Consider the following 25,965-nt stretch of genomic DNA (forward strand, 5'->3'; position numbering starts at 1 on the left):
AGGATGATGGAATTTACCGGAAAGGAATTGAATTATCTGCATGTGTGCCGCCGCAAACTGTGGCTTTTCCGGCACGGAATCCGTCCGGAGCTGGAAAACGACCTGGTTCAGCTCGGTATGTTGTTGGGTGAAGAAACGTTTACCCGGCAGGAAAAGGAGATTCCGATCGGTGAGGCCGGTGTGCTGGACTGGGCTGATTTCAAAGACGGGGTGATCCATGAAACCAAGCGGGGCAGGGCGCCGGGAGGCGGCGATGAGGCACAGGTCCGCTATTATCTGGCTTGGCTGAACAGCCACGGGATTCAGGCTCGTGAGGCGGTGATCCATTATCCGCGCCGCCGTGAAACAGTAGTGGTTCCCTGGGATGAAGCGGCGGAACAGATGGTGAAGCAGGATCTCGCCGATTGCGAAGAGGTGGTGACGGGATCGGTTCCGGCTGCCGTCCGGCGGTCTTTCTGCCAAAAATGTGCATACGAGGAGATCTGTTTCGTATGAATCTCTATCTGACCCGGTCGGGCCGGTTGCGGCGGCGTGACAATACTTTGCGGTTTGAACGGGTGAATCTGCCGGAAACGGAGGATCCGGAAGTGGAGGCCGAAGCGCTGGAGGAGGGAAAAGCTGATGCAGTTCAGGCGCTGCCGGTGGAGAGTATTGACGCCGTATACGTATTCGGAGAACTCTCGGTGAATACGAAGCTGATCAATTTTCTGAACTGTAAAAAAGTTCCGGTTCATTTCTTCAACTGGTACGGTCATCATACCGGTACGCTTCTGCCGCATGCGGAACAGCTCAGCGGCGATCTGGTGATCCGTCAGGGGGAAGCCTACCGGAATCCGGAAGAGCGGTTGATGATCTGCCGGAATCTGCTGGAGGCGGTGTTTCACAATATTCTTTCGGTGCTGCAATACTATCAGCGTCGGAAAGGCGGGCTGGAGAAGTCGATCGCCGCGGTAAAGGAGCTGGAACAGAAACTGGCGGAACAGGATACGCCGGAAGGCCTGATGGGACTGGAGGGCAATGTGCGAAAGCTTTATTATCAATCATGGCCGGTCTGGCTGGGAAAAACGGCGGAGCACTTTAAACGGGTCTATCATCCGCCGGACAATCCGTTGAATGCGCTGATTTCGTTTTTGAACAGCCTGCTTTACACGGCGTGTGTCAGTGAATTGTATCGGACGGCTCTTTATCCGGGAATCTCTTATTTGCACACTCCGCAGACCCGTCGCTTCTCGCTGGCGCTGGATCTGGTGGAGCCGTTCAAGCCGTTGCTGGTGGATCGGATGATTTTTCGGTTGCTGGATTCCAGAGCGATCGGAGACCGGGATTTTCGGAAACACAGCAACGGTTTTCTGTTGACCGATGACGCGAGGCGGCGGATTCTTCAGGAGTGGGATCAGGAACTGCGCAGGACGGTTCATTACGCGCCGCTCAACCGTTCCGTCTCGTATCGGCAGCTTTTGCGTCTGGATTGCTATAAACTGATCAATTTTCTGCTGGAAGGCCGCGAATACCTTCCGTACCGGATAGGATACTGATATGTATGTGATCATTGTATATGACACGGAACACGACAACTGCGTCAAACTGCACAAGCAGTTGAAGAAGTACCTGTTCTGGAACCAGAATTCAGTCTTTGAAGGTACTGTAACCGTAGCGCAGTACGCAAAGATCAAACATATTCTGGAAGAAACCCGGGCTGAAAATAGTCACATCACATTTTATTCCATTGAAAACGAAAAATTCTTGTGTCGTGAAGAACAAGGTTCAGCCAAAGGGAATATCTCAAATATTCTTTAAGCATTGGCGGAAAGTCTGTTGCACGATTGAATACCGACAGGTGGAAATCCACGAAAAGGTACTCGAGCTGTTTGAAAACTAAATAATTTGACCTCAAAAAGACAGTGTGCTATATTAAAACATCACGGGGTCCCCCTCCAACCGTAGTGGATTAGAAACTCCGCGCGGAGGTCAAGCGCATCATCCATGCTGTCGTCCCCCTCCAACCGTAGTGGATTAGAAACCATTCGCGCGCTGCAAGGCAAGCTGGCGCCGGATCGGTCCCCCTCCAACCGTAGTGGATTAGAAACAAATAGGCCATCTTCAGCACGTCGAACGCATCGTGAGTCCCCCTCCAACCGTAGTGGATTAGAAACCTTCAATATTCAGATCCGCGGGCTTGTCGAGCGCGGGTCCCCCTCCAACCGTAGTGGATTAGAAACGTAAATTGTTTGATTCGTTCGGGCCGGAAGGCTGTGTGTCCCCCTCCAACCGTAGTGGATTAGAAACCCGTTGCAGCAGCGATTGAATATCTCAAGCAGGAGGTGTCCCCCTCCAACCGTAGTGGATTAGAAACACTCTTTCAAGAATATTGTTATCGCCGGTAGCGGCGGTCCCCCTCCAACCGTAGTGGATTAGAAACGTGCTTGTGCGTCAGGCACAATTGGAGCGGCTGCTCCGTCCCCCTCCAACCGTAGTGGATTAGAAACCATAATGATCCGTTACGCCAATCCGTCGCGCTCATGGGTCCCCCTCCAACCGTAGTGGATTAGAAACTGGGTATGGGTGATTGAGTTCAAGCAAATCGAGGTGTCCCCCTCCAACCGTAGTGGATTAGAAACCCCGGTGAAGCTGCTGTTTCGGCAGCCGGATTTACCCGTCCCCCTCCAACCGTAGTGGATTAGAAACCTGCCCGTATTTGGCTGGAAGTAACCGATGTGAGAAGTCCCCCTCCAACCGTAGTGGATTAGAAACCGCGAATGCGAGCGTTTAATGGGGTTTCCGGACGAGTCCCCCTCCAACCGTAGTGGATTAGAAACAACTGGTGACGCTGTTTGTCCAATTATAGTATGCAACTCGGTTTGCGCGCGGCGTGAAAATTGGTTTGCGCAGTAGTCGGTATTGAGTGTGCAAACCGATTATAAAAAATGGTCGGACTGTGTGGCTATTCGGTTCTTATATATAAGGTATAGGCGAGAGCTATTTGTCAAGTAAAAAAAAGACGGTTTGCGCGGCCGGAGTGCTGCGCAAACCTTTTCTTTTTCCCGGTGGCATTGATAACCCTGCGGCCGGGATCGGCAGGCTAAGGGAGGCGGCAGGCGGCTTCGCTCATAGCCCGGACCTGCCGCGTCAAGCGTCAACGCCGCGCGCTTAGGCGACCGGGCTATTCTACCTTAAAATGACGACGCTCTTTAAATTCCTCTTTCTTCCCTTTGTTCCAGTTGCTCACCGGGCGGAAGTAGCCGCAGACGCGACTGTAAACTTCACATTTTTCCCCACATTTACTCATTGGCGGCCTCCTTCGCCTCCCTGTCCCTGGTCTGGATTTCGGAGCTGCTGGAGCTGACGCCGGAGAGGTCGGCGGAAAGATCGCTCTTGGTCGCCTGAACGATCCGGGCGATGCCGGGCAGTCCCTGCTGATTCGGCAGGATGCTGATCGCGCCCTTGTTGGTCTTCCCGGCGAACAGCTTACCGTGCGGGGTGGGATCTTCGGTGGTTCCGGAGCTGGCGGAGATGTACGCCGCCCAGCCGTCCTCCCACATCACGACGGTCTTGTTTTGCGTCGATTTCGTGACGGTATGGATCACGCTTTCGGAGCTTTCGGTCTTTTTAACGATGTTTCCTGCAGCGTCGTATTCCGTGATCGTGCTGTGCGTTGAAGCGCAACCGGCGACCAAAAACAGGGCTGCCGCGGCGGCGGCAAAAGTGAAAAACAGTTTGCGCATTTTCATACCTCTACTTTCGTATTTTTATATCCCTGCCAGCCGAAAAGCTGGCACACTGTCGCGAGCAGCAGACCGCAACCGGCCATCGCGGCAAATCGCCTGGCCTCCTGTATTTGTTCCCGGTTCAGCGGGAGGCGCACCGGGTGGCGGTGGTAAGCCTCCAGCATGGCGTTGGCTGCGAATCGCAAGTTGGCGATTGTGAACGCCAGATAGGTCCGCGGCGCGGTCGCGTACTCGTAATCGTGCGGCAGGGCTGCGAGTTCAAACGGGCGCAGCAGAAACGTCGTCAGGCGGCGCAGCCGGCTGCTCCAGGCGTCGGGGCCTATTCCATTGTAATAACCTCGAAGCGTTTCGACCGGGGCGTCCCAAAAGCCCGGCGCGGTCAGGATGCCGACTTCGCGGCAGTGATCCAGGAGCGTTTCAATGTGTTCCGCAGTATAATCGTACCCCATTATTTGTCCTGCGCTTTCCGCCTCCTTTCAAATTCCCGGCCGGTGTGCCAGCCGGTTGTGCTTTCGACAATGCTTTCGGCTTCACTGCCGGTTCTGCCCGCGTCGCGCTCCAATGTGATCTCCCGCAGCAGCGGCAGGCAGCAGACCGCATAGAGCAGCGGATTGCGCCGGAACTGCCACGCATGGCGCAGTTCGTGAATCACGGTCGGGGTGATGATTTCGGCCCAGCTGATCCGGGCGTAATCGCGCAGTCTGCCGGTTGCTTCCGTATCCGGGGGCTTCAGGTAGATCGTCCACGGGTGCAGAAGCGTAAACGCGCCGAGCACGTCGTCGGTTATGGCCGGACACCAGCGCAGCTCGAAGCGACGATGCGGAAAACCGCGCAGCCAGGCTCCGGCGGCGGTGCGGCAGTAGTCTTCGAGCACGCGCCGGACCGCCCGGAGTTCATCCGGGGCGAGCGGTGTACTGTCCTTCAGGTCGAAAACGGTGAACATGTCACGCCCCCTGTTCCGGAGTTTCGGCGGTGACGGGCAGGTACTTGATCAGCTTCGGCAATGCCGCCCAGGCGTCAAGCCCCGGCTCTCCGGTCTCCTGATAGTTGATTTCGATGTCGTGGATCAGCGTCAGCAGCGCGGCTCCGGCGGCGGTTTTTTCCGCATCGGTCTTGGTTTCGTCCCCCATGATCGCGGCGGAGATTTCGTCGCTGGTGGCGGTCGCGGCAAGGCCGTGGGCATCAAGCAGCGCGGAGTACTGGCGCACCCGTTCGGCCAGCGTCGGGTTCGCGGCGTACACGGCGGCATACTGAGCGGTTTCGACTTCGAGCCGGGTGTATTCGCGGACGGTCAGTCCGAGTTCGGCCAGCTCTTCGGCGGATTTGAGTTCGCCCGCGACGTAGAGCGGAATCCGCATCCGGGTCGGGACCGGAACCTCCCGGATCACATACGGGGTTCTGATGTCCAGCTCCGCGCCGCCGGCGGTGGAATCCACCAGCGTGCGCCTGACGATGTCGGTGTCGAGTTCTTCGATGAGGTCGGTTTCTTCTGCCATGATTGTCTGCTCCTGAATTATGTGGTCGCGTTGTAATGTATTGTAGTGGTATCCGGTGCGCCCCACGGTGCGCCGGACACTGCACCCTCCGCAAAGCCGCAGTAGATGTCGGTTAAGTTGGTACAGTTGTGAAACGCCAAGTACCCGATACTGGTGACGCTGGCCGGTATCGTGATACTGGGTAGATTGGTACAGCCGGAAAACGCACTGCTTTCAATACTGGTGACGCTACTTGGAATCGTGATCGAAGTCAACGCGCTACAGCGGAAGAACGCGCCGGATTCGATACTGGTGACGCCGTTCGGTATCGTGACTGAAGTCAAAGCGGCACAATTGTCAAACGCATAACTTCCGATGCTGGTGACGCTATTCGGAATCGTGATCGAGGTCAAGCCGGTACAGCCCCTAAACGCAACGGGCCCGATACTGGTGACGCTGCCCGGTAGTGTGACCGAGGTCAACGCGGCACAATCGGAAAACGCGCCGTATCCGATACTGGTGACGCTGGCCGGAATCGTGATCGAGGTCAAGCTGCTACAGCCCCAAAACGCATACTTTCCGATGCTGGTGACGCTGCTCGGAATCGTGACCGAAGCCGCAGTTCGTTCGACCAGGGATTTACCGGCATTCATTACCCGGATCATGTCTGCAATGCTCATGCTGCCGCTGATGCCGTAGTGAGCCCTGATTTGATCGGCGATTGCCGTTAATTTTTCTGAAACGCTCATCATGCCGCTCCGTAATGTATTGTAGTGGTATCCGGTGCGCCCCATGGTGCGCCGGACACCGCACCCTCCGCAAAGCCGCAGTAGATGTCGGTTAAGTTGATGCAGCTCTCAAACGCACTGTCTCCGATGCTGGTAACGCTGCCTGGAATTGTGACCGAGGCCAATGCGGTACAGCCCCAAAACGCACCGCCTCCGATGTTGTTTACACTATTCGGTATCGTGACCGAGGCTAACGCGGCACAGCTAATAAACGCATAACGTCCGATGCGGGTGACGCTGCTCGGTAGTGTGATCGAGGTCAAAGCGACACAATCGGAAAACGCATTGTCTTCAATACTGGTGACACCGTTCGGAATCGTGATCGAGGTCAAAGCAGTACAGCCGGAAAACGCCCTGATTCCGATGCAGGTGGCGCCGTTCGGAATCGTGATCGAGGTCGCGGTTCGTTCGATCAGGGATTTGAGAAAGTCGTCGCGCCACTCCGCCGCGCCGAGCAGCGTCGCCATATCATCGAGCGACATCGCGCCGGTTCCCTCCGGGGCGGCGATTTCCCGGATCGCGTTCGCCAGCGCGGTCAGTTGATTGTCGAGTTCACTCATTTCATCACCATGTTCCGTTTAAAATGGCGGTGTCAACGTAACTTTTGATTGTGGCGATATCCGCCGCAGTCCAGTAATCGGTTCCCCGGACCGGGGCGGCTCCGGCGGCTCCGGTGGCTCCGGTTTCGCCTTTATCGCCTTTATCGCCTTTGTCGCCTTTCGGAATACCGAAGGAGAACGAGAATACCTTGGCGGTATTCGCCCCGGAGACGCTTACCTGTACGGTCGGCGTCGCTCCGGCGGCCAACGCGGCGACCGCGGCGGTCGGCGTTCCGAAGCCGGCGGCGGCACCGGTATCGCCTTTGTCGCCCTTGGGGCCGGTTTCGCCTTGCGGTCCCTGCGCGCCGGTATCGCCTTTATCGCCTTTATCGCCGCGCGCCTTGACGCCGGTGCTGACTCCGTCGATGTACCAGTAGTCGTTCACGATGGAGATGTGATCGCCGATGCTGCTGACCGTGCCGCCGGAATTGGGCCATTTGATCGCGTAGAAGACCGTATCGCCGACCATCGCGATTTCAAGTACATAAACGCCGGGCGTTTTGGCGATGTCCGCGCCGAGCGTGACCCATTCCGCCGGAATGTTGATTGTCTGCTTTGTTGTGTCAACGATCAGCTCCCCGCTGTCGCCGTCTTTCCAGTTGGCGAGCGCGAGCGTCGCCCTTCCGTATCCGGCCAGCAGCCAGCGGGCGAACCGGTCGTGATCCAGCGTGACGGTCTGCACGCCGGAGAGAGTGACGGTTTCGGAGACCGCCAGCAGATGGCCCCGGTATTCGGTCGAAAAGGCCGGTTCGGCGATGTACTGCTTTTCGCCGTCCGAATCGACGCCGGTCTGACCGGCGTCTTTCGCCGGGGCGTACAGCGGATTCGCGACGGACTTGCGGACGCGGTGCAGAAAACCGATCGCCGGAGCGTCCTTTTCGCCGCCGGCGATTCCGAACGCGCCCTCGTTGTCCGGGGTGTCGGCCAGAGCGCCGTGGCGGCCGATCAGCATCGCGTCGGGAGCGGCCACGGTCAGGCTGTAGCCGATGGCGTGCGCATATTTTCCGGTCAGGGTCAGGCGGTTGCCGAAGCCGAACGCCTCGCGGCCGGAGATTTCGGTGTTGCAGTTGCCGAACACGACCGCACCCATGCCGGAGACGGTGTTGCCGCGGCCGAAGATCACTACGTCGTCGGAGGCCGCTTTGTTGTTACCGCCGCGGATGAATACGCCGCGTCCTGCGGTGTTCAGGTTATTGACGCCGCCGAGGTCGGATTCGGGACCGTGGTTCACGTTGCCGACGCCGGAAACGGCTGCCGATTCCCCGGAATTCACATTGCACAAGCCGGAAACCGAAGCGTAATCGGCAACATTGACGCAGATGCTGCCTTGCACCGTTGCGCCGCACCCGGCGTTGAGGTTGTAGTCTCCTGCGGTCAGGCTGGATTCGTCAGTCTCCCACGAGGTGGCGGGAAACACCAGAAACGCCGGATCGTCGTCGGCGGAGAGTTCGGTGACGGAAGTCGGCAGCGTCAGGGCGGCGGTCAGCACGACGGTTCCGGCGGCGGCGTCGACGGATTCGACGGTCGCGGCCTGCGGCGAAGCGTCGTCGCTTTTGCTGACATGCACATAGACGACGGTTCCGGCGGCAGCGGCGGGAAGCGTTTCACCGGTCGGCAGCGCCAGCGTCAGGGTGCGGTTGTCCGCTCCGTACCCGGTGATCCGGTACGGGGTGCCGCCCGCCACGTTGTAGAAACCGGACACCTGCGCCTGTTCCGTCAGCGCAACGTTGTTTTCTCCGAAGCCGCCGCTTTGAAGTTCCTCGTATTCCGCGACTGCGGCGTTTTCGACAGTCAGCGGGCCGATCTGTTTGGACTTGAGCGCGGTGATCTTGTAGTATTTCCAGTTTCCGGAGCAGAAGACCAGAGCGCCGAGAACGGGATTTTCGATGTTCATGATTTCCGCTTCGGCAGATACGCGGCTGCGGGCGTCGAGCGGAGTGTCGACGGTGCCGGGAATCAGCCCGCCGGCGGTTTTGACGGTTGCCATGTTTAAACCTCCTGATCAAAATAAATGAATGTTTCACCGTCGAGCAGATTGAACTCCCCGAACGCGCGGTATTCCACGCCGTCAAGCGTCAGCGCAACGCCGTTCGCGCCGGAGCCCGCTGCGCCGTTGTCGGTTTCAAACGCGGTTTTTCCGCCCAGCCCGTCGTCTTTGGTCACGATGCAGCCGGCCGGGACCAGCGCGAACACCACCGCTCCGGCAGGGGCCTCGATTGCAATTTTGCCGGTCGGAAGCGGCCCCGAAACCACGGTTTCGGCGGTCAGCATGTCGGAAGTGATGTCCGCGACGCGCCAGGTGACGCCGTCGGCGATGTAGCCGTAGTGCATGGTTTGCGGCGTTATGATTCCGGCGACGGTTCCGGTCACGGTGATGACCAGCGTTTCGGTTCCGGCGGTCGCCGTGACCGTCGCGACGGTTGCGCCCGCCTCCTGCAGCGTGCCGGAGATTTTGCCGTCCGCCAGCGTCAGCCCGGCCGGAAGCGTGCCGGAGGTGAGATCATAAGTCACCGTTTCCTCTTTCAGGCTCACCGCGTCGAATGCGATATCCACCGCGTCGCCGACCGTCCCGGTGATCGCGTAGCTGGTGGTTCCGGTCAGAATCGCGGTGCCGAGCCAGGCGAAGAGCTTGCGCAGAAAAATCGGATATTGCATGTCGCCGCCCTGATCCAGATATTCCTGATACATTGTTTTTTCAAGCAGTCCCTGCGCGAAACGGATGCGGCCGCCGCGGGAAAGGTCGAGCGTCTGATCTGTAAAATAAATATGGGTCTTGTTGTCGGTGTCGCAGTAATGGATCGTGACGCGGTGCGTCACGTCCAGCGTCTTGACTTCCCCCGGATCGGCCGGATCGTCAAAGTAGAGTTCAACGGTGGCGATCGGCTTGACGCCGGTCAGCGCAACCGCGTTGGCGATGATCTCCAGCGCGCCGTTTTCGCCGGTGCCGAATTTGATCGGAGAGGCGACCGAAGCGTTCTCACCGCGCGGTCCGGCCGGGCCGACCGGGCCGACCGGGCCAACCGGGCCTTCCGGGCCGCAGTAGAGGCGGAGTCCCGCGCTCCATGCGCCGAGGTCGGCCGCCGTTTTCTGGTAATAGAGCTGATACTTCTGCGCGGTCGCGGCAATCCTGCAGATTTCGGTCTTGAGTTCGTTGTCGGAATAGAGCGCATCGAGCGGCGACGGGCAGGACAATTCCGTGTAGACCGTCGTTTCCCCGTCCGTCCAGGCATAGGCTTTGGCGCCGTTGTCGCCGGCTTCCGCCCGGGCGAACACCGCGCCGGACTCCCGCGCCGTGACCGATTCGCAGTAAAGGTCTGTCGCCATGTAACGAAAGCCGCGGTCGGCGGCATCGTAGTTGTGGCGGTTCGCCAGCGTGCCGGTCGCATCGATCGCCAGACCGTCGCCGGGTTCGCCTTGAATGCCCTGCGGTCCCTGCTTGCCGTCGTCGCCCTTGAGTCCCTGAATGCCCTGTTTCCCCTCCGGACCCTGCTTGCCTTCCGGCCCCTGCTTGCCTTCCGGACCCTGTTTGCCTTCCGGACCGGGCACCGTCGTCAGCGGCGCGCCGGCGGTCCAGGCCCCGCCGATGAACCAGTAGACTTTGCCCTCATCGGTCGAAACGAAACAGCTTCCCTCCGCCGCATTTTCCGGACGGTCGGCAACCGGGCCGGTCGCATCCGGCGCCACGGTAAGGCCGTCCTCTCCGTAGGGAATCGGCTGCGGATCGCTCCACGTGCCGTCCTCGCCGTGCCTGACGCGCTGAAACCGGTCGACATGGTTCACACATTCCGAATGCCACGAAACGCCATCGGCGGAGTATTCCCAGTACAGCTTCTGCGCCAGCACGCCCTTCGTCCACGATTTGCTCGCCAGATCGGAATCCGGTTCCGCCGGAACTTCCCCGCCCTCCGGATCGACCGCGCCGCGACAGGTGATGTCGATCTGCACGATCAGAACCGCATCGCCCGCGTCGTCGAAGCCGCGCAGCTCGAAAACAGCGTCGACGCTTTTCTTGTTGTCGAGCTTTTCAAGGAAAACGGCGGTGTTGGCGTCCACCGGAACGCCGATCACGCCCTCGGCGGCGCGGCTCTTGTCGATGCCGTCCACGGTGCGGCACATCGGAACGGTGGCGCCGTCCCAGTCGACATCGACCGCCGCACGCAGGCTGACGACCTCGGAGAGATCCGCCGCCGTCCATTCGGAACCCGGTTCCCCCTCGAAAAAGTGCAGCTCCCACATCGGCCGCTCACCGAAAAAGAGCAGCGGCTTCGTGTTGATCCGGCAGTTGTCCAGATTTACCGGCACCTGCCGCGTCAGATTATAGCACAATATCATGACATCGCGTCCCCTTCCTTGAAATGAAACCAGCTTGTGTAGTCGGCGAACGCCGAACACTGCGTCGCCTCCCAGCCGTTGTAAGTCTCATGATCCTTCGTCGGCGTGGTGATCCCGGCGGTGAAATCGTCATTCCGAAACTCCACGAAAACGCCGTCGGCATCGGCGGTGAATTGATTCATCCCGATCGAAACGCCGGAACCGAAGAAATTTTCATCGTCGCCGCCGGCTCCGGCCACTTTCATAAACAAATACACATTGCCGTCCGGCGTGAATCCCTCCGGCAGGTCCGCGTAAATCCTTTTTGTCACGGTCGCGTTGCAGCAGTAGGAACCCTCGCGCCAGCCGTGATCAGGGCCGTAGATGTTATGAATATAACTGGCGGGGAAACTTCCGTCCGAAGCGGGGCGCGCATCTTTCAGCGCCGCCGCGACCGCCGCCGCCGGGCTGGACGGTTCGCCGGTGTGAACGCTGCCGGAAACGTAATCGCACAGATATTGTACCGGCGCGTAGAGCAGCAAATTGATCGCCCGCATCCGCTGGATCGCCCAGGTCAGATTCCACTCCGGGGAGAGATCGCCTTTCTCCGGATCGGAGACCGCCTTTTCATCGCCTCCGGCGGCTTCCAGCAGCAACTCGTCCCACGTCCACATGATGTCGGCCCAGTCCGTCAGGCCGGAAAAATCGAGCAGGGTGTGGTTGAAATAACGCCTCGCGACTTCCCGGAGCTCCCGGTCGAACTCGCGGCACCAGGTCTGCCCGTCGCCGGAGGCGGCGAGCATCGGCAGATAATCGGTTTGCGCAATCGTCTCGACATCCCATTCTTTCGCGAACGGCAGCCGCCGCTCCTCCAGCGCCTTGCGCAGCCCCTCGGCCGGAGTCCGCGCCGGCAGAAAACCCGGCTGCGGAAAACCAAACGTCTGCCAATTTAACCCTTGCATGGCCTCTCTCCCTCTTTTGTCCGACCGGTCGGACTGGTCGGACTGGTCCGATGGTTATTTCACCCAGCGGCCGGTCACCTCAATGTCGCCGACCGGATGCACCTGCGCGGCGCTCCAGCTTTTCGTATCGTCGTTGTAGGAGATTTCCGCGATCCGCAGGATGTAACGTTTTTCGTCCTTCGTTTCCGGCAGCGTTTCCTCCAGACTGAAAGTCGCGGTGTAATCCTCCGTTTCGTCATCATAAGTGATGTCGAGGATCACGACGCCGGCTTTCGGCGGCCACTCCTGGTCGGCGATCTGCTTTCTCCGGCTGCCGATCGTCAGCATCCCGGCGACGCCGCTTTCGGAGGCGGTGTTGTGCAGCCTGACGACCTGCCCCGGATTTTCCTGTTCTTCGTCGACGGGTTCGACCGTGACCGCGAACGGGCCTTCGTCGCCCCCCGCGGTCACGCCGGCCGCGCCTCCGCCGGTGCTGCCGGCTGAGGCGGAGAACACCGTTCCGGCCGGAAGCCGCTGAATCCGGATGCCCGCCCCGGCGACGGGGCGGCAGCTCTGCAGATGGTCGATCAACTGGTTCCAGAGATCGTACAGAACAATAAACTTGTCGTTTTTAAGCAGTTTGCGCGGCAGCATTTTTTCCTTTCCGTCCGACATGTCCGACTGGTCGGACCGGTCCGACTTAACTGTAAAGTTCCTTGTCCCATCCCTCTTCGTTGCCGGAGAGCGTCCAGGTCAGCGTCGCCAGCCAGTCGTTTCCATTCCAGGAGACGCCGGCGTCGTCACACTTCCAGTCGCCCCTTTTGATGCCGAAGTCGTTGTCCGGTTTCCCGATTTTATTCAGGTTGTTCGCAACCATTTTCCCCGCCGCGTTCGCCGAACGGAAGCGGGCTGTTTCGGTGACCGAATAGGTCGCCACGTCGTAGGTTTCGTAACCGGGCTTGACGGGGTCTTTCAGGATGTGCCAGCGGCCCTCTTTGCCGTTCGGCAGCTCGCCCGGCGTTTTGATCCAGGCGTATTTCTGAGAATCGGCGTGGTTGAGAACCGTGTCTTTCGCCGTTTCCCACCAGGAAGGAGCGGCTTTCACGCCGGGAGCCCCGGCCAGATAGCAGTTCCAGCGGGCCTGGTATTTTTTATGCGTTTCCAGCGGCATCGACAGCATCGAACCTTTCAACTGCGCCGATTTTTTGCCGTAGGCGTTGTCCGGCTTTTCGGTGAGTTCGCCGTCGGCGGCCAGAGTGAACCGCTGTTCGCAATGCCAGATGCGCGGGCTTTCCTGATAGACCCGGACGCTTTTGAGCTGCCCGTCGTCAGTGCAGGCTCCGACCGGCGTGCCGGCTGCTGTGGCGGCCATCTCCTCTTTCGAGCCGTTCCAGACGATCGTGGTGGTGATGCCGTCCGAAGTGCGCTCCGTCACCCGAGATTGAAACTTTACTCCCATGACTTTTCCTCCCGTCGGACCGGTCAGACGGGTCCGACCTGTCCGACTGGTCTGACTGGTCCGACAGCTTAAAACGTTCCAAGTTTTTCGCAGATTGCCGCGATCTGTTTCATCTGCTCAAGCTGCTGTTTGTTGGTGTTGGCGATTTCGCGGTTGATCTTGTCCGACTCCGGCAGCTTGGCGCCGCCGGCGAAACCGCCGCGTGCGGTCAGGCTGTTGGTCTTGACCGATGTGTCGCCGAGCGAGGTTTCCCGCGTGTTCGCCATCGCGTAACTGATGGCCGACAGTTGTTTGACCATCGCCGTTTCTTCCTCGGAAAGTTCGCCGCCTTTGGCTTTCCTGGCATCGCGCAGCGCCTTTTGCTCCTCGAACTCCCGGCCGCGTCCGGCTTTGGTCATCGCCTCGCCGTAAAGGCCGTAGGCCTGCTCCTGCAGGTTCTGCCGGAGGTTCAGTTCCTTCAAGGCCTTCCGCTGTTCGAGCAGTTCCTGTGTTTCCTCCTCGGTCAGCTTTTTGCCTTGACGTTTCATCTCCAGGCGGAGCTTTTCGGCTTCATAGGCTTCATAATTGCCGTCGACCAGAAGTTGCTGAAGAGCGACCTCCTCTTTGGCTTCCGCGATCTGTTTGGCCGTGTCCTGCTTCTGGAGGGCTTCCCGCTGTTCGAGGATTTTTTTCTTCTCCTCCTCGGAGAGTTTCAGATTCTGATCCTTGAGTTCTTTTTCCAGCTTCAGCACGGCGGCTTTTTCAAACTCCGCGGCGGCGATCAGCTTGTTGTAATCAAGCTCATACTTCGCCTGGTCGGTAATCTTCTTGACGGCCTCCGCCCGCTGGCGGTTGAGAGTGTCGATCTGCTGCTCGAACGCATAAATTTTCTCATCTGATGCCAGGATTGCCTGCTTGGCCTGCAGAATCCGCTTTTCCGCGTCCAGCATACCATCCCGGTCACCAGCGCTCTTCGCTTTTTCATAATCGGTTTGCGCAGAACCGAGCGCGGCTTCCGCTTCGACCCGCTGCCGGCTGCTGCGCTCCGCATCGATTCCCTGACGGCGGTTTGCGATTTTGACGTCGATGTCTTTGGCGGCATTGAAGGCGTCGTCGGATTTGCGCTGTCCAAAAGAACGGTTTCGTTCCTGATTCCCCTTTGCAAGGTCGGCATTTTCGGCCTGCCGCTTCGCGCGGAAGTCGGCAACGGGATCGGAGCGGCGCTGCTCGTGGAGCTGTCTGCGCAGCTCCGTCATGCGTTTTACGTTCTCCTCGATCTTCTGCCCGGCCTCTTTGGCGTCCGCTTCGCCGCCGAGCCGGACATCGCCGCCAAACCAGACCGGTATTCCCGCATTGTCGCGGACCTGCGCCTGAGCGGCATTGTCGGATTGCAACTGCCTCAACTCGGTTTCCATTTCCGCGATCCGCCGGTCTTTGTCGCGCTGGAGCTTTTTCACCATCGCTTCATCGACGCCGGAGAGCTTGCCGGTGGTTTCATCCAGTTTGACGCCGAGGTCGCCGTAGGATTTGGTCAGGTCGGCGATCAGTTTCCGCGCTTCCGCTTTGTTGGAGTTGGAGAGCTGCTCCGCCGAACTCAATTCCGACAGGCGCGACAAATAACCATCCGACTTCTGCCGGAGCTGCTCGTTCGCTTCGGCGGCTTCCCGGATATTTGCCGCATTCCGCTGCGCAAGTTCGCCGGCTTCCTTCATGCCGTTGATCCAGTTGCGGTAAGCTGTCACGGCGATTTTGCCGAGACTGGCGATTCCGGCCGCGATGATTCCGATCGCCCCGCCGCCGGCCAGGAATTTTCCAAGAAAATTTCCGGCGCCGCCCCGCGTCTTGTTCATCTCCTCGCGAATCGCGCCGAAAGCCTGAGCCGCCTGCTCCCGCAACGATACCGGAATCAATTTCGCCAGAATCCCGCCGGTCTTCCGCGCGGCGGCATCAGTCTGTTCCAGCTCCTCGCGTACCGTTTCCAGCGGCGCGTCGTCGGCGGTCACGGGAACGTCGATCTCCGGCGTCGGCGTCTGGGCCAGCTCCTCCACGGCGGCCTTTGCCTGTGTGGTGTCGGCGGTGACGGAAACCTGCCGGTCCGGCAGGTTCGCCAGACTGCCGGCCGCCGCGCGGCTTTCCGCTACCACCGCTTCCAGCTCCTTGCGGTACTCTGCGGCGTCGAGCGTTATTTTGCAGACTGTGGCCATAAATACTCCTCACTGTTGGTCCGACAAAAACTTTTCCGCAAGCTCATCGATTCGGGCGGATATCTGCGCCTCAAGTTCGGCGTCCGGCCGCCGGCGGAACCGGTGCGGTTCCGTGCTTTCGCGCCGGGCGAAGTTCACGTAGGCGCAGCAGACCGTCGAAAGGCTCATCCCGTGCATGACCCGTTCCCACGGTTCGCCGGTTTCGCGCACCGCGACGCCGCAGATGCGGGTCAGCCATTCGGCGTCATAGCGCGGCGGCTCATCTGCAAGGTCGGCGGGCGGCATCAGCTCCAGCGGCCGGAAGGCGGCGTCGCGCCAGGCGGCGGCCTCCCGGTGAGCGTCCGCGGCCTCCAGCCCCGTCGCCGCGGCATAACCGGCGGCGGCTCCCGGTATCTCCCAGGGCGCCAGGCGCAGTTCCCGCAGATCGGGGGCGGAAAGGATGTAAAGCGCGACGTCGAGATCGATCGTCCGGATCGCGCCGCCGGTTGCGTACCGGTTCTCCAGCATCCACAGAAACGCCCATTTCGCGGCCGTCAGGGGCCGGACGGGAAGTTTCCCGATGCGGAAGTCGCCCAGGTTCATAACCTCCAGCAGCAGCCGCGTCTCGGCGTTTTTGTCGTATTTCAGGCTTTCCAGGCGGCGCAGCTCTCCGTCGCCGGCCAGAATCCGGTTGAACTCCACACCGGCGAGCTGTTGAAGTTCAGCCGCGGCATATCGACTCACGATCCGCCTCCTTCGGCAGCCTCCATCGGAGCGGAACCGTTGATGCTGGCGGTCTTGTGGCCGTTGACGCCCTCCCTGACCGACACATTGTCGATCGTGTACTTTTTGCCGCCGATGGTCAGTTCGCCGCCGACGGTCAGCGCGGAAATATCACCCTCCGCCACGACGTTTCCTTCGCACTGGATGGTCCTTTTCTTGCCGTACATATCGATCTGCTCGATGTTGCCGTCCTCGTCGATCGCCTCCGCGGTGGAGGCGGTTTCGCCGTAGGTGACGGTTTGCAGATGCAGCCCCGCCACGGCGTTTTTGAACGAGGCCAGGCCGAATACAATACTCATAATCAAAACTCCTCTGATAGTCGGACCTGTCCGACCGGTCTGACAAGTCCGACAGGTCCGACGGTTAAATCCCTTGACTGACGATCAGCCCCAACGCCATTGCGGCGAAGTCCGCTTTGGGAGAGGACGCAAGGCAGTCCTCCGGGCGAATGAAGACGTCGCCGAGCGTCCGGCCTTCCGGCGGAAACAGCTCGAGCAGTTTCTCCGACGCCTCGAACAGCCCGAGCGCCCGGTCGTCGCTGCCTTTCCGGAAGCGGTCGATCAGGACCAGGGTGATCCGGTCCTCCCGGATCGTGCCGGTCGCGACAAACTGGAAGTTGTCGAAGACGACCAGCACGCCCGGCAGTTTGTCCGGGTTGACCGCGGTGAGTTCGGCGAGAAACTGGTCGGCGTTCTGGATGGCGGTCACGCGCACCGTCCGGAAGTGTTCGCCGAGCAGTTCCCGCAGTTCCCGCGCAATCTCATGCAGCTTCATTCAAAACCCCTCCATGTTGTCGCGCCCGAAGACCTCCGGGTCGCTCTGGTGGAGCGTGAACACGTTCGTGCTGTTCTCCGTCGCATCCGGCAGCAGGAAAAGGCCGCTGCGAATCTCCTCAAGGTATTTGCGCACCTGCGCGACCCGTGAGCTGACCTTTTCGGAATACTCGGCACCGGCGGCGCGGGCGTAGGCCCGCTCCTCGGCCAGCGTCAGCGTCCATCCCTTCAGCAGCGGCAGCGACGCAGCCGCCGTCACCGGGACCGCGTAACGGCGGCCGATGCAGCCGTTGATCTCGGCTTCCGCATCGGTCAGGTCAGTCACGGCGTCCGTCTCTTCAGAGTAAATCTCATCGAAGACGGTCTCCCCGATCCTGACGCGCAGTTCATCCGCGTCGGCGTACATCCGTCACGCCTGTGCGGCGGAGTTGACGGTCACGGTGTCGGCCGCGATGTTGACGCTGCGCTGATCGGTCGCGATCTCGGCGAGCGCGGCGGCCGGAGCCTTCAGGTTCTTGATCCGGCAGCACCGCTGGTTCGCGTTGTGGAATTCCAGCGTAAACTCGCCGACCATCTTCCGGCTGATTCCGTCAGCGTCCGGCGGCGTCGAATCGGTGTCCCCGACCGGGCGCATCCAACTGAGCGCGAAGCAGTCGTCGTCGCAGAGCCAGGCGTCCGCATCGTTGAAGTCGGGGTCCCCGATGATTTCGATGTTCTGGCCGTTCGCCTCGTTGACGACCACCGCGACGTAGACGCCGCGCGCCTTGTCGTCGCGCATCACGGTGATGTTGTTCTTGTACTCGTTGGCCAGCACGCGCGCCTGATCCGGCGTGCAGTACAGCGCGGTCGGGTTGCCGCCTTCCTCGGTGACCTTCATCACCGCATCGTTGACCAGTTTGCTGGTCAGACGGCCGCCGGAAGCGTCCACGGCGAGCGCGGTCGCGAAGTTGTAAAGGCCGCCGGCCTCTCCGAACACGTCGTTCGCTTCATCGCGTTCGGTCCGGATGCCCCAGATCGCCTGACGGTTCATGTCGCGGTCGATCTCCTGAAGGGCGAACTCCGTCTGCCGCGCGATGGAGTTCTCCACCTGGTCGATCGTCTTCGTGGCCAGCGCCGAATTGCTGATTCCGAGGTCCTTGCGGATGATCTGCGTATGATTGTACGCGCTGCCGACCGTCCGGCGGGTGTATTCGCCGTCGCCTTCGCGCGAGTTCTCCCGCACCGGCGTGCCGACGATCCGGCAGATGTCGCCCGCCGCGAGCGCGGTTTTGGCGGTGTCGCCGTTTGCCGCCACGACCGCGGCGGTGATCTTTTTGTCGGCCTCCTCCAGCGTGGCGACCTTGAATACGACCGGATGCCCGGCCACGGTGAAGCGCGTTCCGACTTTCACCCGCAGGAAGTCCGCGGCGGAAAGTGTCGCCTTGCCGGAGGCATACGCGGTCACGGTGAAGCCGCGCCCCTTGATCTGATCCTCCAGCCATTCGTGTTTGTGGTTGGTCGCCGGCGACGCCGACTTGAACCGGGACAGAAAACGTCCTTTCCCGGCGATCACGGTGTTCATCGCGCTCGAAAGGTCGCGCGCCTTGTTGGTCAGCGAATAGGTCTTGATTTCGTTCGGCATTGCTTATCTCCTGATGGTTCTGGCGTTGTTGGTGGATTCGCGGATCGCCTTCTGCACGTCCGACAGCCCGGAGAGGTCGGACTCGGCCGGTTTGGCGTCAAGGTCCGACAGCTCCAGCACGCCGACCGGGGCGAAGATGCCGTCCTGCAGGCTGTCGCAGTAGTCGGCGAGTTCCGCCGCGCTCATCTTTTTGATGTACGGCGTATCCAGCCGGGCCGGGGTCAGGACTCCGCGCCGGAAGCCTTCGGCGATGACCCGCCGGCGGTGTTCCGCCTCCTCGCGCTCCTGCCGCGCGGCTTCCGCGCACTCCAGAGCTTTGACTTTTTCAGAAAGCTCCCCGGCCGCTTCCGCCTGGGTTTTCAGCGCGGCAAGGGTGACTTTGAGATTTTCCGGCGTCACGTCGTCGCCGAGCACCTCCTTCAGCACGGCGAGCAGTTCGCCGTCGGTTTTCTTCTCCGGTTCGGGTGCCGCGGGGGCGGCCGGTTCCGGAGCCGTCCGGGTCTTGGTTTCTTCAGGCATCTTGGCCTCCTTTGATTGGGTTATGGATTCCTGTGCCGCCCGGACCTGCTCCGGGGTCACGTCGTCTTCATCTTCGCTCGCGGCGAGGTCCGCCGGATGCTGCAGACAGGGGTTGTTGGTCAGCGCCACGCTCTGGACGCGCAGCGGGCTTTTGCCGTCGAGTCCCCGGATCGACGGCGAGAAATAGCGGAACTGCCCCGCCTTCATCACCTCCCGGCCGATCGGCAGCCACTCCGCGTCGGTCAGATAGAGCGCGTCGCCGCGCGCCTCCAACCTGCCGAACCCCGCGACGCCGCTGTAACGCGGCAGCTTCTTCAGGAGTTCGGTTTCGTCGATGCCGAGCTTGCCGGCCAGATTGCTGACCACGTGCTGGCAGTCGATCGGGATTTTCGCGCCCTTCGCCTGTTGATAGGCCGCGATGTCCTGCAGTTCCTGGGCTGAAAGTTCGAGGTTCACCGGCATCGAATCGCGCCGCGTGATGATGTTGTCCCCGGCGCGCAGGATCGGCCACGACACCGGCAGCCCTTCCGCGTCGCGTCCCACTTCCGACAGTTCCAGGCCGGAGTATTCCGTGATTTTCATTTGCGCAAACCTTTTGTTAGATAATGTCGGACAAGTCCGACCAGTCAGACCTGTCCGACTTGATTTTTCGGTAAAACGTGGTATAGTGAAAGTTGAGCGGTTTGGCGCGTTAGCTCACGATTGAGTGTGCCTTTCGCCGCTCTTTTCTTATTTCAGCGTCCATTCCGAATCGCCGTAATCGTCACCGGCGTTGTTCCAGCTTACCAGCTTCAGCTCCTTGCCGTCCCACACCAGCACGCAGTAAGCCTGCGTCTGCGGATTGTGCAGCACGATCCGCTTCAGGCAAATCGGAACCTTTCTCATTTCTCTATGGGTTCCCTCCGTCACCATCGCCCGCTTCAGGCTGACGACGACGCGGCAGTTCTGGTTGCCGAGCGTTTCCTTCAGCAGCCGGATCGCAGCGTCCGGATCGGCGAACAGCTCCTTGTGGTTCCGCCACAGGTGTTCGATTCCATAATGCGGATTGCCGCGGCCGAGCTTGACCGGCAGCTCCGGCAGCCCGGCAGCCTCGGCGGCGCGCGGATTCAACTTTGCGACCTCGAACGGTTCCTTCGGGAACTTGTCGATCACGCTGCCGGGAACGTTCTTCCCCTGGCGGCCGGCCTGCTCGAACGCCCGGTTGACCTCCTTGTAGTCCGGCAGGCGATCCGGGTCAAGGCCGACCTTTTCAATTTCTTTCCTCGCGGATTCCTTCATCGCGTCGAAACCGTCCTTCACCGCACCGAGTTCCGGCAGCGGCGACGGCGCGGTCCCCTGAAGCGGCGGCGCGGCGATCAGCCCGACGCTGCCGAGCTCCTGATTCCGGACCGCCTCCTCGGCCTGGCGAACGATCGAAGCCCGGCTGACCGGATGCAGGCTGGATAAATCGTGCGTTTCAAACGCCTGCGCCGGGTCAAACGCAAAGCCGCTGCGGCTTTCGAGCTTCACCTGATCCGACGGCGTCGGCGTCTTGACCTTGCCTTTCCCCGCCCGCTTCTCGCTGCACTCCTCCAGTTCGCAGGTGCAGTTGAATTCCCACGGCGGCGTATGCGTCCGCAGCCACGGATCATCTTTTCGGATGATCATTCCATCGTATTTCTGATGGGAGGCGCGCGGTTTTTTGCTCCGTACCGACGCGCGGTAGATCACATACGGGAACGCCTCCAGATGGCCGGGAGAGTACATCCGCTCGTAAGTTCCGACCGCTTTCGCCATTTTCGCATTCTGGTCGATAATCAGATTCAGCCGCGAAGTCGAACCGATGTTCGTCAGAGCGTTGCTCCCGTCATCCAGACCGTGCTGCCGGGCGAACCGGCGCATCCGGTTCCGGCATTCGTCCCGGCTGATTCCGCCTTTCAGGTAATCGTCCAGCGTGGAGCGGTAATAGTCCGCTACGTGCGCCTGCGAAATGCGCGAGGAAAAAAACGATCCCGCCCGGATGCCCGGCGGCACGTCCCGCGCGATTTCCCTGCTGCTTTTCGCGGTCGGCAGATTCACGCGGGTTTCGATGAAGTTGCGCTGTGCGCCCTGATGCAGCATCGGCTTCTCTCCTTTGGCGGACTAAAAGTTCTCTTTAAAAAAATTCACGGTGGCGGCTTCAAGTTCCGCATCATCGGGCCACCACGGCCGGGGCTTCTGCGGTCTGGTTTTCGGCGTCAGCACAAACATCGGACGCCCCAGTTTCTCCCCTTTGCCGGGGGTCTTGAACAGATACGCGCGATTTCGTTTCCGGCTGCGGAGCAGGATAAAATAGTTTTCGCCGTAGGTGCTCGCGAAGTCCTCCTTGTTGGAGTTCCATTTCGTCGGAATGGCCAGGACCTTGCCGTTGGAACTCTGGATCGGTCCGCCGGAATGGATATGCTCGCCGATGCGCGCGTCGGGGCCATCCAGCAGGATTTCCGCCGTGAGCCCCTCCTCGCGGGTGGTGATCGCGTCCGCCACCCGCGGACCGATCCGGTCGCCCAACTTGAGCGCCTTTTGTTCGACGAGCCGCCGGACCGCCTCCGTCCAGGCGGCGAGATGGGCCTGCGGGCTTAACGCGTCAAGCTGCCGGAGCGTTTCCGCGTCATTTACCTCGATTCTTACCTTCGGCATACCGCTTCTCCATCTCTCTGGTCATCAATGTTTCCATGCCGGAGCCGCCGGTGATTTCAAACTCAGTTCCGCGCAGACGCTCCCGGCGCTCTTCGTCGCTGAGCGTTTCGTCGTCGAGGATTTCCACGATCCGGTCGGCGGCATCCGCCGCCGGGCCGAACAGCTCCTCCAGAGCGTCGGACAAGTCAGACCGGTCCGGCTTGTCCGGCAGCTCCGCCAGCTCAAGGGCCGGGCCGACTTGGCCGACTTCCGGCGGCGGTTCATAGGTCAGCGGCAGGCCGAACATCTTCGACACCGCCGCGACATCCGCCTTGTAGCCGACGGCGGCCAGCGACTGAATCGTCTGAGCCAGGATCAGGTTCTTCTCGGCGGCGGCTTTTTCGTCCTCCGGCGGCTCTGTTTCGATCTGCAGCCGCGGCGACGGAACACCGGGCGGATAATTGCAGCGCATCCAGACCGCGAAGAGGTCACGGTTGACCGTTTCCTCCAGCGCCCGCGCATCGGCGGCGAGAATGTCGTGCCGGACCTCGCTTTGCGCATCGCCCCCGGAGAGGCCGGAGGAGTCGCCGCTCGAAGCGGTCTGGCCGAGCAGCACCTTCGTGATCGCGTCGTCGAGATACTCCAGCAGCCGGAAATAGACGTCGCCGGTGGTGCTGGCCGCCTGCAGAAGTTCGACTTCGACGTTGCGCGAAAACACGCCGCCGCCGCGCGGGCCGAAATTGCTGATCAGGTCGTTCAGCGTGACCTTCTCCTTCTCCCAGGTCGCCTGGTCCACCGTCGCCCGGACAAACGGCATCCCGTACCGTTCGATGAAGCTGAGCAGGTCCTTGTGGTTGATCTGCGAAAAGCAAAAGAGCCACGCCAACGGCCGGATCAGCCCGCCGCGCACCGGGTCGATTCCGTCGTGCAGCGCGTGAAACACGAGTTTCCCGTATCCCGGTTCCTCGCCCTCGTAGAGGTGGCCGGTCGTGCGCAGCCGCGGCGAATAACTTTTTGTGAAGCTGAAAAAGCGCTGTTCGACCGGCCGGAACCCGTAAAATCCCAGCCCGCCCGGCCGCCATACGATTTCCGCCGCCGCAAATCCCGGCAGCACCGCGTCGGTCAGCCCGGCCAGAAGTTGCGGGAAGCTCCAGAGCCGTCCCGCCTTCGGGTGCGCCGTCCCCGCCGCGTCAAGATCGCTTTTAAGCCGCTTTGCGGCCTCCGTGGCGCGCGTTGAGCCGTCCCCCGGCTCGATGTGCCAGCGGCATCCTGTCAGCGCGTTGCGGCGCGTCCGCAGCGCGTGAGCGACCGCCGGGCTTTTTTCCGGCAGCTCCCGGCTCAGCCGGCACTGCGCCTCGACGTCCCCGCCGTTCGCCTGAACCAGAATCCGGTCCACGTCGCGCGGCGTCAGCCCCCGCGACACGTCCAGCCCCTCCCGGTCCGTCAGCGGCTGCATCACGATCTGCATGCCGCTCGCCGGTTTCGACTCCGTCGTTTCCGGTATCAGCCGCCCGTATCGGTCAAGAATCATAAACCACCTCTCAAGTTAAAACATTGTCCGACCGGTCCGACCGGTCCGACTGATTTGACCGGTTACCATGCGTTCCGGCCGGTCCTGTATCTGGCGTACCGGTCGTATTCTCCGCCGCCGGCCGCCGCAGGGCGTTCCGGCACCGCCATGAAACACGGGCCGCCGTCGATCGTTTCGCCCGCCCAGACCGCCAGCGCGCCGGCAGTCATCAGGTCACAGTGCGAATCCGGCAGCAGTTCGTTTCGCGACGCCGCGAAAACGAGCCGGTCCGACGCGCTCGCGGTCTTCCGCATCGCCGCCACGTCGGAAGCGATTTCCGGATAAGCCGCCGGCAGCAACTGTCGCCGCGCCTCATAGACCCCCTGCAGCATCGTATACATCGCAAGTTTGAACGGGGCCGTAAATTTCGGTCCGAGAAAACGGCCGAAATAGAGCGCCTCCAGTGATGCGCAGTCGCTGGTTCCAAGCCCCGACGCGTCCCCCGCGCCGACCGCATACGGCAGCCCGTCGAGAATCGCTTCGACAACCCGCCGCTGGCTTTCGACCTTGCAGTTCTTGAAGGTCAGGCACGCCGCCAGCCGGTAGATGTCGCCCGGCAGCCGTTCGTTGAGCCAGATGCAGGCGAGGTCGCCGGTTACCGCGATGTCCCAGCCGAAGCAGACCCGGCCGGACCAGCCGGACAAGTCGGACAGGTCCGACCAGTAGCGCCGGTCGGCGTAAAGTCCGACACACGGATCGGCAAGGTCCAGCGGCCCGGCGTTCCCGGTCAGATGCTTGCGCAGAATCTCGAATTTCTGTTTCGCCGCGGCCAGATCAACCGGCGTGATCGCCTGCTGCCCGGTCGCCTGATTCGGAATGCACAGATACTGGCTCTCGAACGCGCCTCGGTTGACGCAGCCGCGGCGGATCTGTTCGCGGAACTCCTCCCGCGTCTGTACCGGACGCCCCTTTTTGCGCTTGACCTCGTTGACCTTTTCGACGAAGCTCTCGGCAATCGCGTCGTCCAGCGTGGTTCGGTGGAACGAAAATCCTTTCGGATTCTCCCCCGCCGCCTCGCGGCAGAGCTGCGCAAACTGCGTATTTTCCGAGCCGTCCGCGCTGTATGCCGATACGATTTCAAGCTGGCCGCCCCATGTGATGCACGGATAAGCCATCGCGTAGAGGGTTTCCTGATTTTCGTGCAGGTCCATTTCGTCGAGCAGGATGTCGCCGCCTTTGCCGGCGAATGCCAGCGGATTGCTCGAAAGCGAGCAGATTCGCGCCCCGTTCCGGAACCGCACCACGAATGCCGTGATCCCGTGCTGTTCGTCCACGACTTCGACGTTGTCGCCTTCCAGACCGCGCGCCACGGCGTTCGCCTCGCGGCACCACATCGCGACGTAGTCGGTGATGAACTCTTTCGCGGTCAGGGTGTCGCGGGAGCTGACCCATTGAACAAAACTGCTGCCGTCTTTTTCGCGCAGGCATTTGCGCACGGCCCGGTAGCTCGTGCCGTAGGTAATGCCGATCCGGCGCGATTTCTCGTAGAGCTTGAGCGGCGATTCGTCGTTGATCCAGCGCTGTTGATACGGCAGAAAATATCCCATGAAAACCTCCGGTTTTCGAGTTGAAAGTATAAAGTTGAAAGTGTAAAGTAGTCGAAAACGGAGAGAACGATGAAATCTTTTGAAGAATTAACCGTATGGAAACGCAGTTGCCGGATGACCGTTGAACTTTACAAGTCATTACGTTCCTGCAACGACTGCGGACTGAAAGGTCAGATGACACGGGCAGCGGTTTCCATCCCATCCAATATCGCGGAAGGAGCGGAACGGCGAACCCATAAAGAATTCATCAACTTTCTTGCTATTGCCAAAGGCAGCGCGGCGGAACTTCGTACCCAGATTTACATTGCTTCCGAAGTTGGAATCATGACACGGGAGGATTGCCGGAAATTCACAGAAGAACTCAAAGAAATATCCCGTATGCTGCAAGGATTGATTGCCTCGCTTTCGTCCTGACTTTCAACTTTCATCTTTCAACTTTCAACTCCAAATTTCCGGTCCATCGCGTCGGCGACCCTGCCGGAGTCGACGCCGGGAATCAGTTTCTCCAGTTCCGAGAGCTGTTTTTCCTTCTCCGCGAGCTTCGCTTCCAGCTCCGCTTCGCGGGAGCGGTGTTCGGCCTCGGCGGCTTCCCGGAGACGTTTGAGTTCTTCGAGTTGCCGGGAGAGCCGGGCGTTCCGCTCGTCGCTGTCCGCCGCCTTGATCCGGGTGACCGCGGTTGCGAGTTTCAACAATTCCGCCGGATCGCCGGAACCTTTTTCCGCCAGTTCCCGCAACTGTTCCAGCAGCGCCATCTGCGCCATGTCCGCGACGCTGCCGATGCCGGCGGTGTCGCGCAGTGCCTCCGCCGCCCAGCGGGCGTTGCCGATGCGCTGTTCGGTTTCCTCGCGCCGGCGGCGGTACTCCTGATAGTCGTCGCTCCGCCAGGCGGCGGTCAGCGTGTTGCCGTGCAGCCGGTAGCCGGTACGGCGGATGCTTTCGGCCACCTCCGGGTCGGCGACGATCTCCGCGCCGGTCCGTCCCTCGTAATGGAGCTGGTAGACCCGGCGGCGGATTTCCGGCGGATGATACGTGAGATTGCTTCGCGGTCCGCCCATGCC

Annotated in this window: 28 protein-coding genes and 1 CRISPR repeat array; of the genes, 4 read left to right on the forward strand and 24 right to left on the reverse strand. The window is 60.8% G+C overall.

The annotated features are described in order from the left end of the window. The first annotated feature begins 3 nt into the window (after positions 1 to 3). Genes cas4 through cas2 form a run of 3 tightly spaced genes read left to right on the forward strand, consistent with a single transcriptional unit; the run spans position 4 to position 1,797 of the window. A complete protein-coding gene (gene cas4 / locus C8D82_RS02960) occupies positions 4 to 495 on the forward strand; it encodes a CRISPR-associated protein Cas4 (RefSeq protein ID WP_116882779.1) in 492 nt (163 codons plus the stop codon). After that, a complete protein-coding gene (gene cas1b, locus C8D82_RS02965; protein WP_165832798.1) occupies positions 492 to 1,535 on the forward strand; it encodes a type I-B CRISPR-associated endonuclease Cas1b in 1,044 nt (347 codons plus the stop codon). Before cas4 ends, cas1b begins: the two co-directional genes overlap by 4 nt. Before the next feature lies 1 nt (position 1,536). After that, positions 1,537 to 1,797, forward strand: coding sequence for a CRISPR-associated endonuclease Cas2 (gene cas2, locus C8D82_RS02970; RefSeq protein WP_116882781.1), 261 nt, complete (start codon positions 1,537 to 1,539; stop codon positions 1,795 to 1,797). 129 nt (positions 1,798 to 1,926) lie between these two features. Beyond that, positions 1,927 to 2,816: a CRISPR direct-repeat array (repeat unit 30 nt; unit sequence GTCCCCCTCCAACCGTAGTGGATTAGAAAC). Positions 2,817 to 3,160: 344 nt separating this feature from the next. Here the strand turns inward: cas2 and nrdD are convergent. From nrdD to C8D82_RS03085, 23 genes are all read right to left on the reverse strand, one after another. Next, entirely contained in the window at positions 3,161 to 3,286 is a 126-nt protein-coding gene (gene nrdD, locus C8D82_RS22260) for an anaerobic ribonucleoside-triphosphate reductase (protein WP_116882782.1), read from the reverse strand. Further along, positions 3,279 to 3,728 (reverse strand): hypothetical protein, encoded by a 450-nt coding sequence (locus C8D82_RS02980; protein ID WP_116882783.1) that lies wholly within the window; start codon positions 3,726 to 3,728, stop codon positions 3,279 to 3,281. The genes nrdD and C8D82_RS02980 overlap by 8 nt, the downstream gene beginning before the upstream one ends. After that, a complete protein-coding gene (locus tag C8D82_RS02985) occupies positions 3,725 to 4,174 on the reverse strand; it encodes a hypothetical protein (RefSeq protein ID WP_116882784.1) in 450 nt (149 codons plus the stop codon). The genes C8D82_RS02980 and C8D82_RS02985 overlap by 4 nt, the downstream gene beginning before the upstream one ends. Then, positions 4,174 to 4,668, reverse strand: a complete 495-nt coding sequence (locus C8D82_RS02990) for a hypothetical protein (protein ID WP_116882785.1) — start codon at positions 4,666 to 4,668, stop codon at positions 4,174 to 4,176. Before C8D82_RS02990 ends, C8D82_RS02985 begins: the two co-directional genes overlap by 1 nt. Before the next feature lies 1 nt (position 4,669). Further along, the gene (locus tag C8D82_RS02995; RefSeq protein WP_116882786.1) at positions 4,670 to 5,221 is read right to left on the reverse strand and encodes a hypothetical protein; all 552 of its coding nucleotides are present in this window, start codon (positions 5,219 to 5,221) and stop codon (positions 4,670 to 4,672) included. A 17-nt stretch (positions 5,222 to 5,238) separates the two neighbouring features. Then, positions 5,239 to 5,952 carry a leucine-rich repeat domain-containing protein gene (locus C8D82_RS03000; RefSeq protein ID WP_207776056.1) on the reverse strand — a complete coding sequence of 238 codons (714 nt, stop codon included), beginning with the start codon at positions 5,950 to 5,952 and terminating at the stop codon, positions 5,239 to 5,241. Further along, entirely contained in the window at positions 5,949 to 6,548 is a 600-nt protein-coding gene (locus tag C8D82_RS03005) for a leucine-rich repeat domain-containing protein (protein WP_116882788.1), read from the reverse strand. Before C8D82_RS03005 ends, C8D82_RS03000 begins: the two co-directional genes overlap by 4 nt. Before the next feature lie 4 nt (positions 6,549 to 6,552). Next, complete coding sequence (locus C8D82_RS21520; protein WP_187144105.1) at positions 6,553 to 8,574, reverse strand: hypothetical protein; 2,022 nt, start codon at positions 8,572 to 8,574, stop codon at positions 6,553 to 6,555. Between the two features lie 2 nt (positions 8,575 to 8,576). Continuing rightward, positions 8,577 to 10,919, reverse strand: a complete 2,343-nt coding sequence (locus C8D82_RS21525) for a putative Ig domain-containing protein (protein ID WP_116882789.1) — start codon at positions 10,917 to 10,919, stop codon at positions 8,577 to 8,579. Beyond that, the gene (locus C8D82_RS03020) at positions 10,916 to 11,860 is read right to left on the reverse strand and encodes a hypothetical protein (RefSeq protein WP_116882790.1); all 945 of its coding nucleotides are present in this window, start codon (positions 11,858 to 11,860) and stop codon (positions 10,916 to 10,918) included. The genes C8D82_RS21525 and C8D82_RS03020 overlap by 4 nt, the downstream gene beginning before the upstream one ends. Positions 11,861 to 11,914: 54 nt before the next feature. Then, complete coding sequence (locus C8D82_RS03025; protein WP_116882791.1) at positions 11,915 to 12,493, reverse strand: hypothetical protein; 579 nt, start codon at positions 12,491 to 12,493, stop codon at positions 11,915 to 11,917. 46 nt (positions 12,494 to 12,539) lie between these two features. Beyond that, complete coding sequence (locus C8D82_RS03030; RefSeq protein ID WP_133245036.1) at positions 12,540 to 13,298, reverse strand: hypothetical protein; 759 nt, start codon at positions 13,296 to 13,298, stop codon at positions 12,540 to 12,542. A gap of 68 nt (positions 13,299 to 13,366) precedes the next feature. After that, complete coding sequence (locus C8D82_RS03035; protein ID WP_116882793.1) at positions 13,367 to 15,481, reverse strand: hypothetical protein; 2,115 nt, start codon at positions 15,479 to 15,481, stop codon at positions 13,367 to 13,369. Positions 15,482 to 15,490: 9 nt separating this feature from the next. Continuing rightward, on the reverse strand, positions 15,491 to 16,204 hold the full coding sequence (locus tag C8D82_RS03040) for a hypothetical protein (RefSeq protein WP_116882794.1): 714 nt from the start codon (positions 16,202 to 16,204) through the stop codon (positions 15,491 to 15,493). Beyond that, a complete protein-coding gene (locus tag C8D82_RS03045; protein ID WP_116882795.1) occupies positions 16,201 to 16,542 on the reverse strand; it encodes a hypothetical protein in 342 nt (113 codons plus the stop codon). The genes C8D82_RS03040 and C8D82_RS03045 overlap by 4 nt, the downstream gene beginning before the upstream one ends. Positions 16,543 to 16,606: 64 nt before the next feature. Further along, positions 16,607 to 17,017 (reverse strand): hypothetical protein, encoded by a 411-nt coding sequence (locus tag C8D82_RS03050; protein WP_116882796.1) that lies wholly within the window; start codon positions 17,015 to 17,017, stop codon positions 16,607 to 16,609. After that, positions 17,018 to 17,422, reverse strand: a complete 405-nt coding sequence (locus C8D82_RS03055; protein ID WP_116882797.1) for a phage protein Gp36 family protein — start codon at positions 17,420 to 17,422, stop codon at positions 17,018 to 17,020. Between the two features lie 3 nt (positions 17,423 to 17,425). Continuing rightward, positions 17,426 to 18,637: an SU10 major capsid protein gene (locus C8D82_RS03060; RefSeq protein WP_116882798.1), complete on the reverse strand. Its 1,212-nt coding sequence runs from the start codon at positions 18,635 to 18,637 to the stop codon at positions 17,426 to 17,428. 3 nt (positions 18,638 to 18,640) lie between these two features. Continuing rightward, positions 18,641 to 19,738, reverse strand: coding sequence for a phage protease (locus tag C8D82_RS03065; RefSeq protein WP_116882799.1), 1,098 nt, complete (start codon positions 19,736 to 19,738; stop codon positions 18,641 to 18,643). A gap of 147 nt (positions 19,739 to 19,885) precedes the next feature. Next, complete coding sequence (locus C8D82_RS03070; RefSeq protein ID WP_116882800.1) at positions 19,886 to 21,256, reverse strand: phage head morphogenesis protein; 1,371 nt, start codon at positions 21,254 to 21,256, stop codon at positions 19,886 to 19,888. A gap of 21 nt (positions 21,257 to 21,277) precedes the next feature. Next, positions 21,278 to 21,811, reverse strand: a complete 534-nt coding sequence (locus C8D82_RS03075) for a hypothetical protein (protein ID WP_116882801.1) — start codon at positions 21,809 to 21,811, stop codon at positions 21,278 to 21,280. After that, complete coding sequence (locus tag C8D82_RS03080) at positions 21,783 to 23,321, reverse strand: phage portal protein family protein (RefSeq protein ID WP_116882802.1); 1,539 nt, start codon at positions 23,319 to 23,321, stop codon at positions 21,783 to 21,785. The genes C8D82_RS03075 and C8D82_RS03080 overlap by 29 nt, the downstream gene beginning before the upstream one ends. A gap of 62 nt (positions 23,322 to 23,383) precedes the next feature. Continuing rightward, a complete protein-coding gene (locus tag C8D82_RS03085) occupies positions 23,384 to 24,907 on the reverse strand; it encodes a hypothetical protein (RefSeq protein WP_116882803.1) in 1,524 nt (507 codons plus the stop codon). A gap of 69 nt (positions 24,908 to 24,976) precedes the next feature. On the opposite strand from C8D82_RS03085, the gene C8D82_RS03090 reads away from it, so the two are divergent. After that, entirely contained in the window at positions 24,977 to 25,321 is a 345-nt protein-coding gene (locus tag C8D82_RS03090) for a four helix bundle protein (RefSeq protein ID WP_116882804.1), read from the forward strand. A 17-nt stretch (positions 25,322 to 25,338) separates the two neighbouring features. On the opposite strand, the gene C8D82_RS03095 is transcribed toward C8D82_RS03090, so the two are convergent. Further along, a complete protein-coding gene (locus C8D82_RS03095) occupies positions 25,339 to 25,962 on the reverse strand; it encodes a hypothetical protein (protein WP_116882805.1) in 624 nt (207 codons plus the stop codon). Between the last annotated feature and the right edge of the window lie 3 nt (positions 25,963 to 25,965).

The organism is Victivallis vadensis, assembly GCF_003096415.1.
GTDB classification, from domain to species: Bacteria; Verrucomicrobiota; Lentisphaeria; order Victivallales; family Victivallaceae; genus Victivallis; species Victivallis vadensis.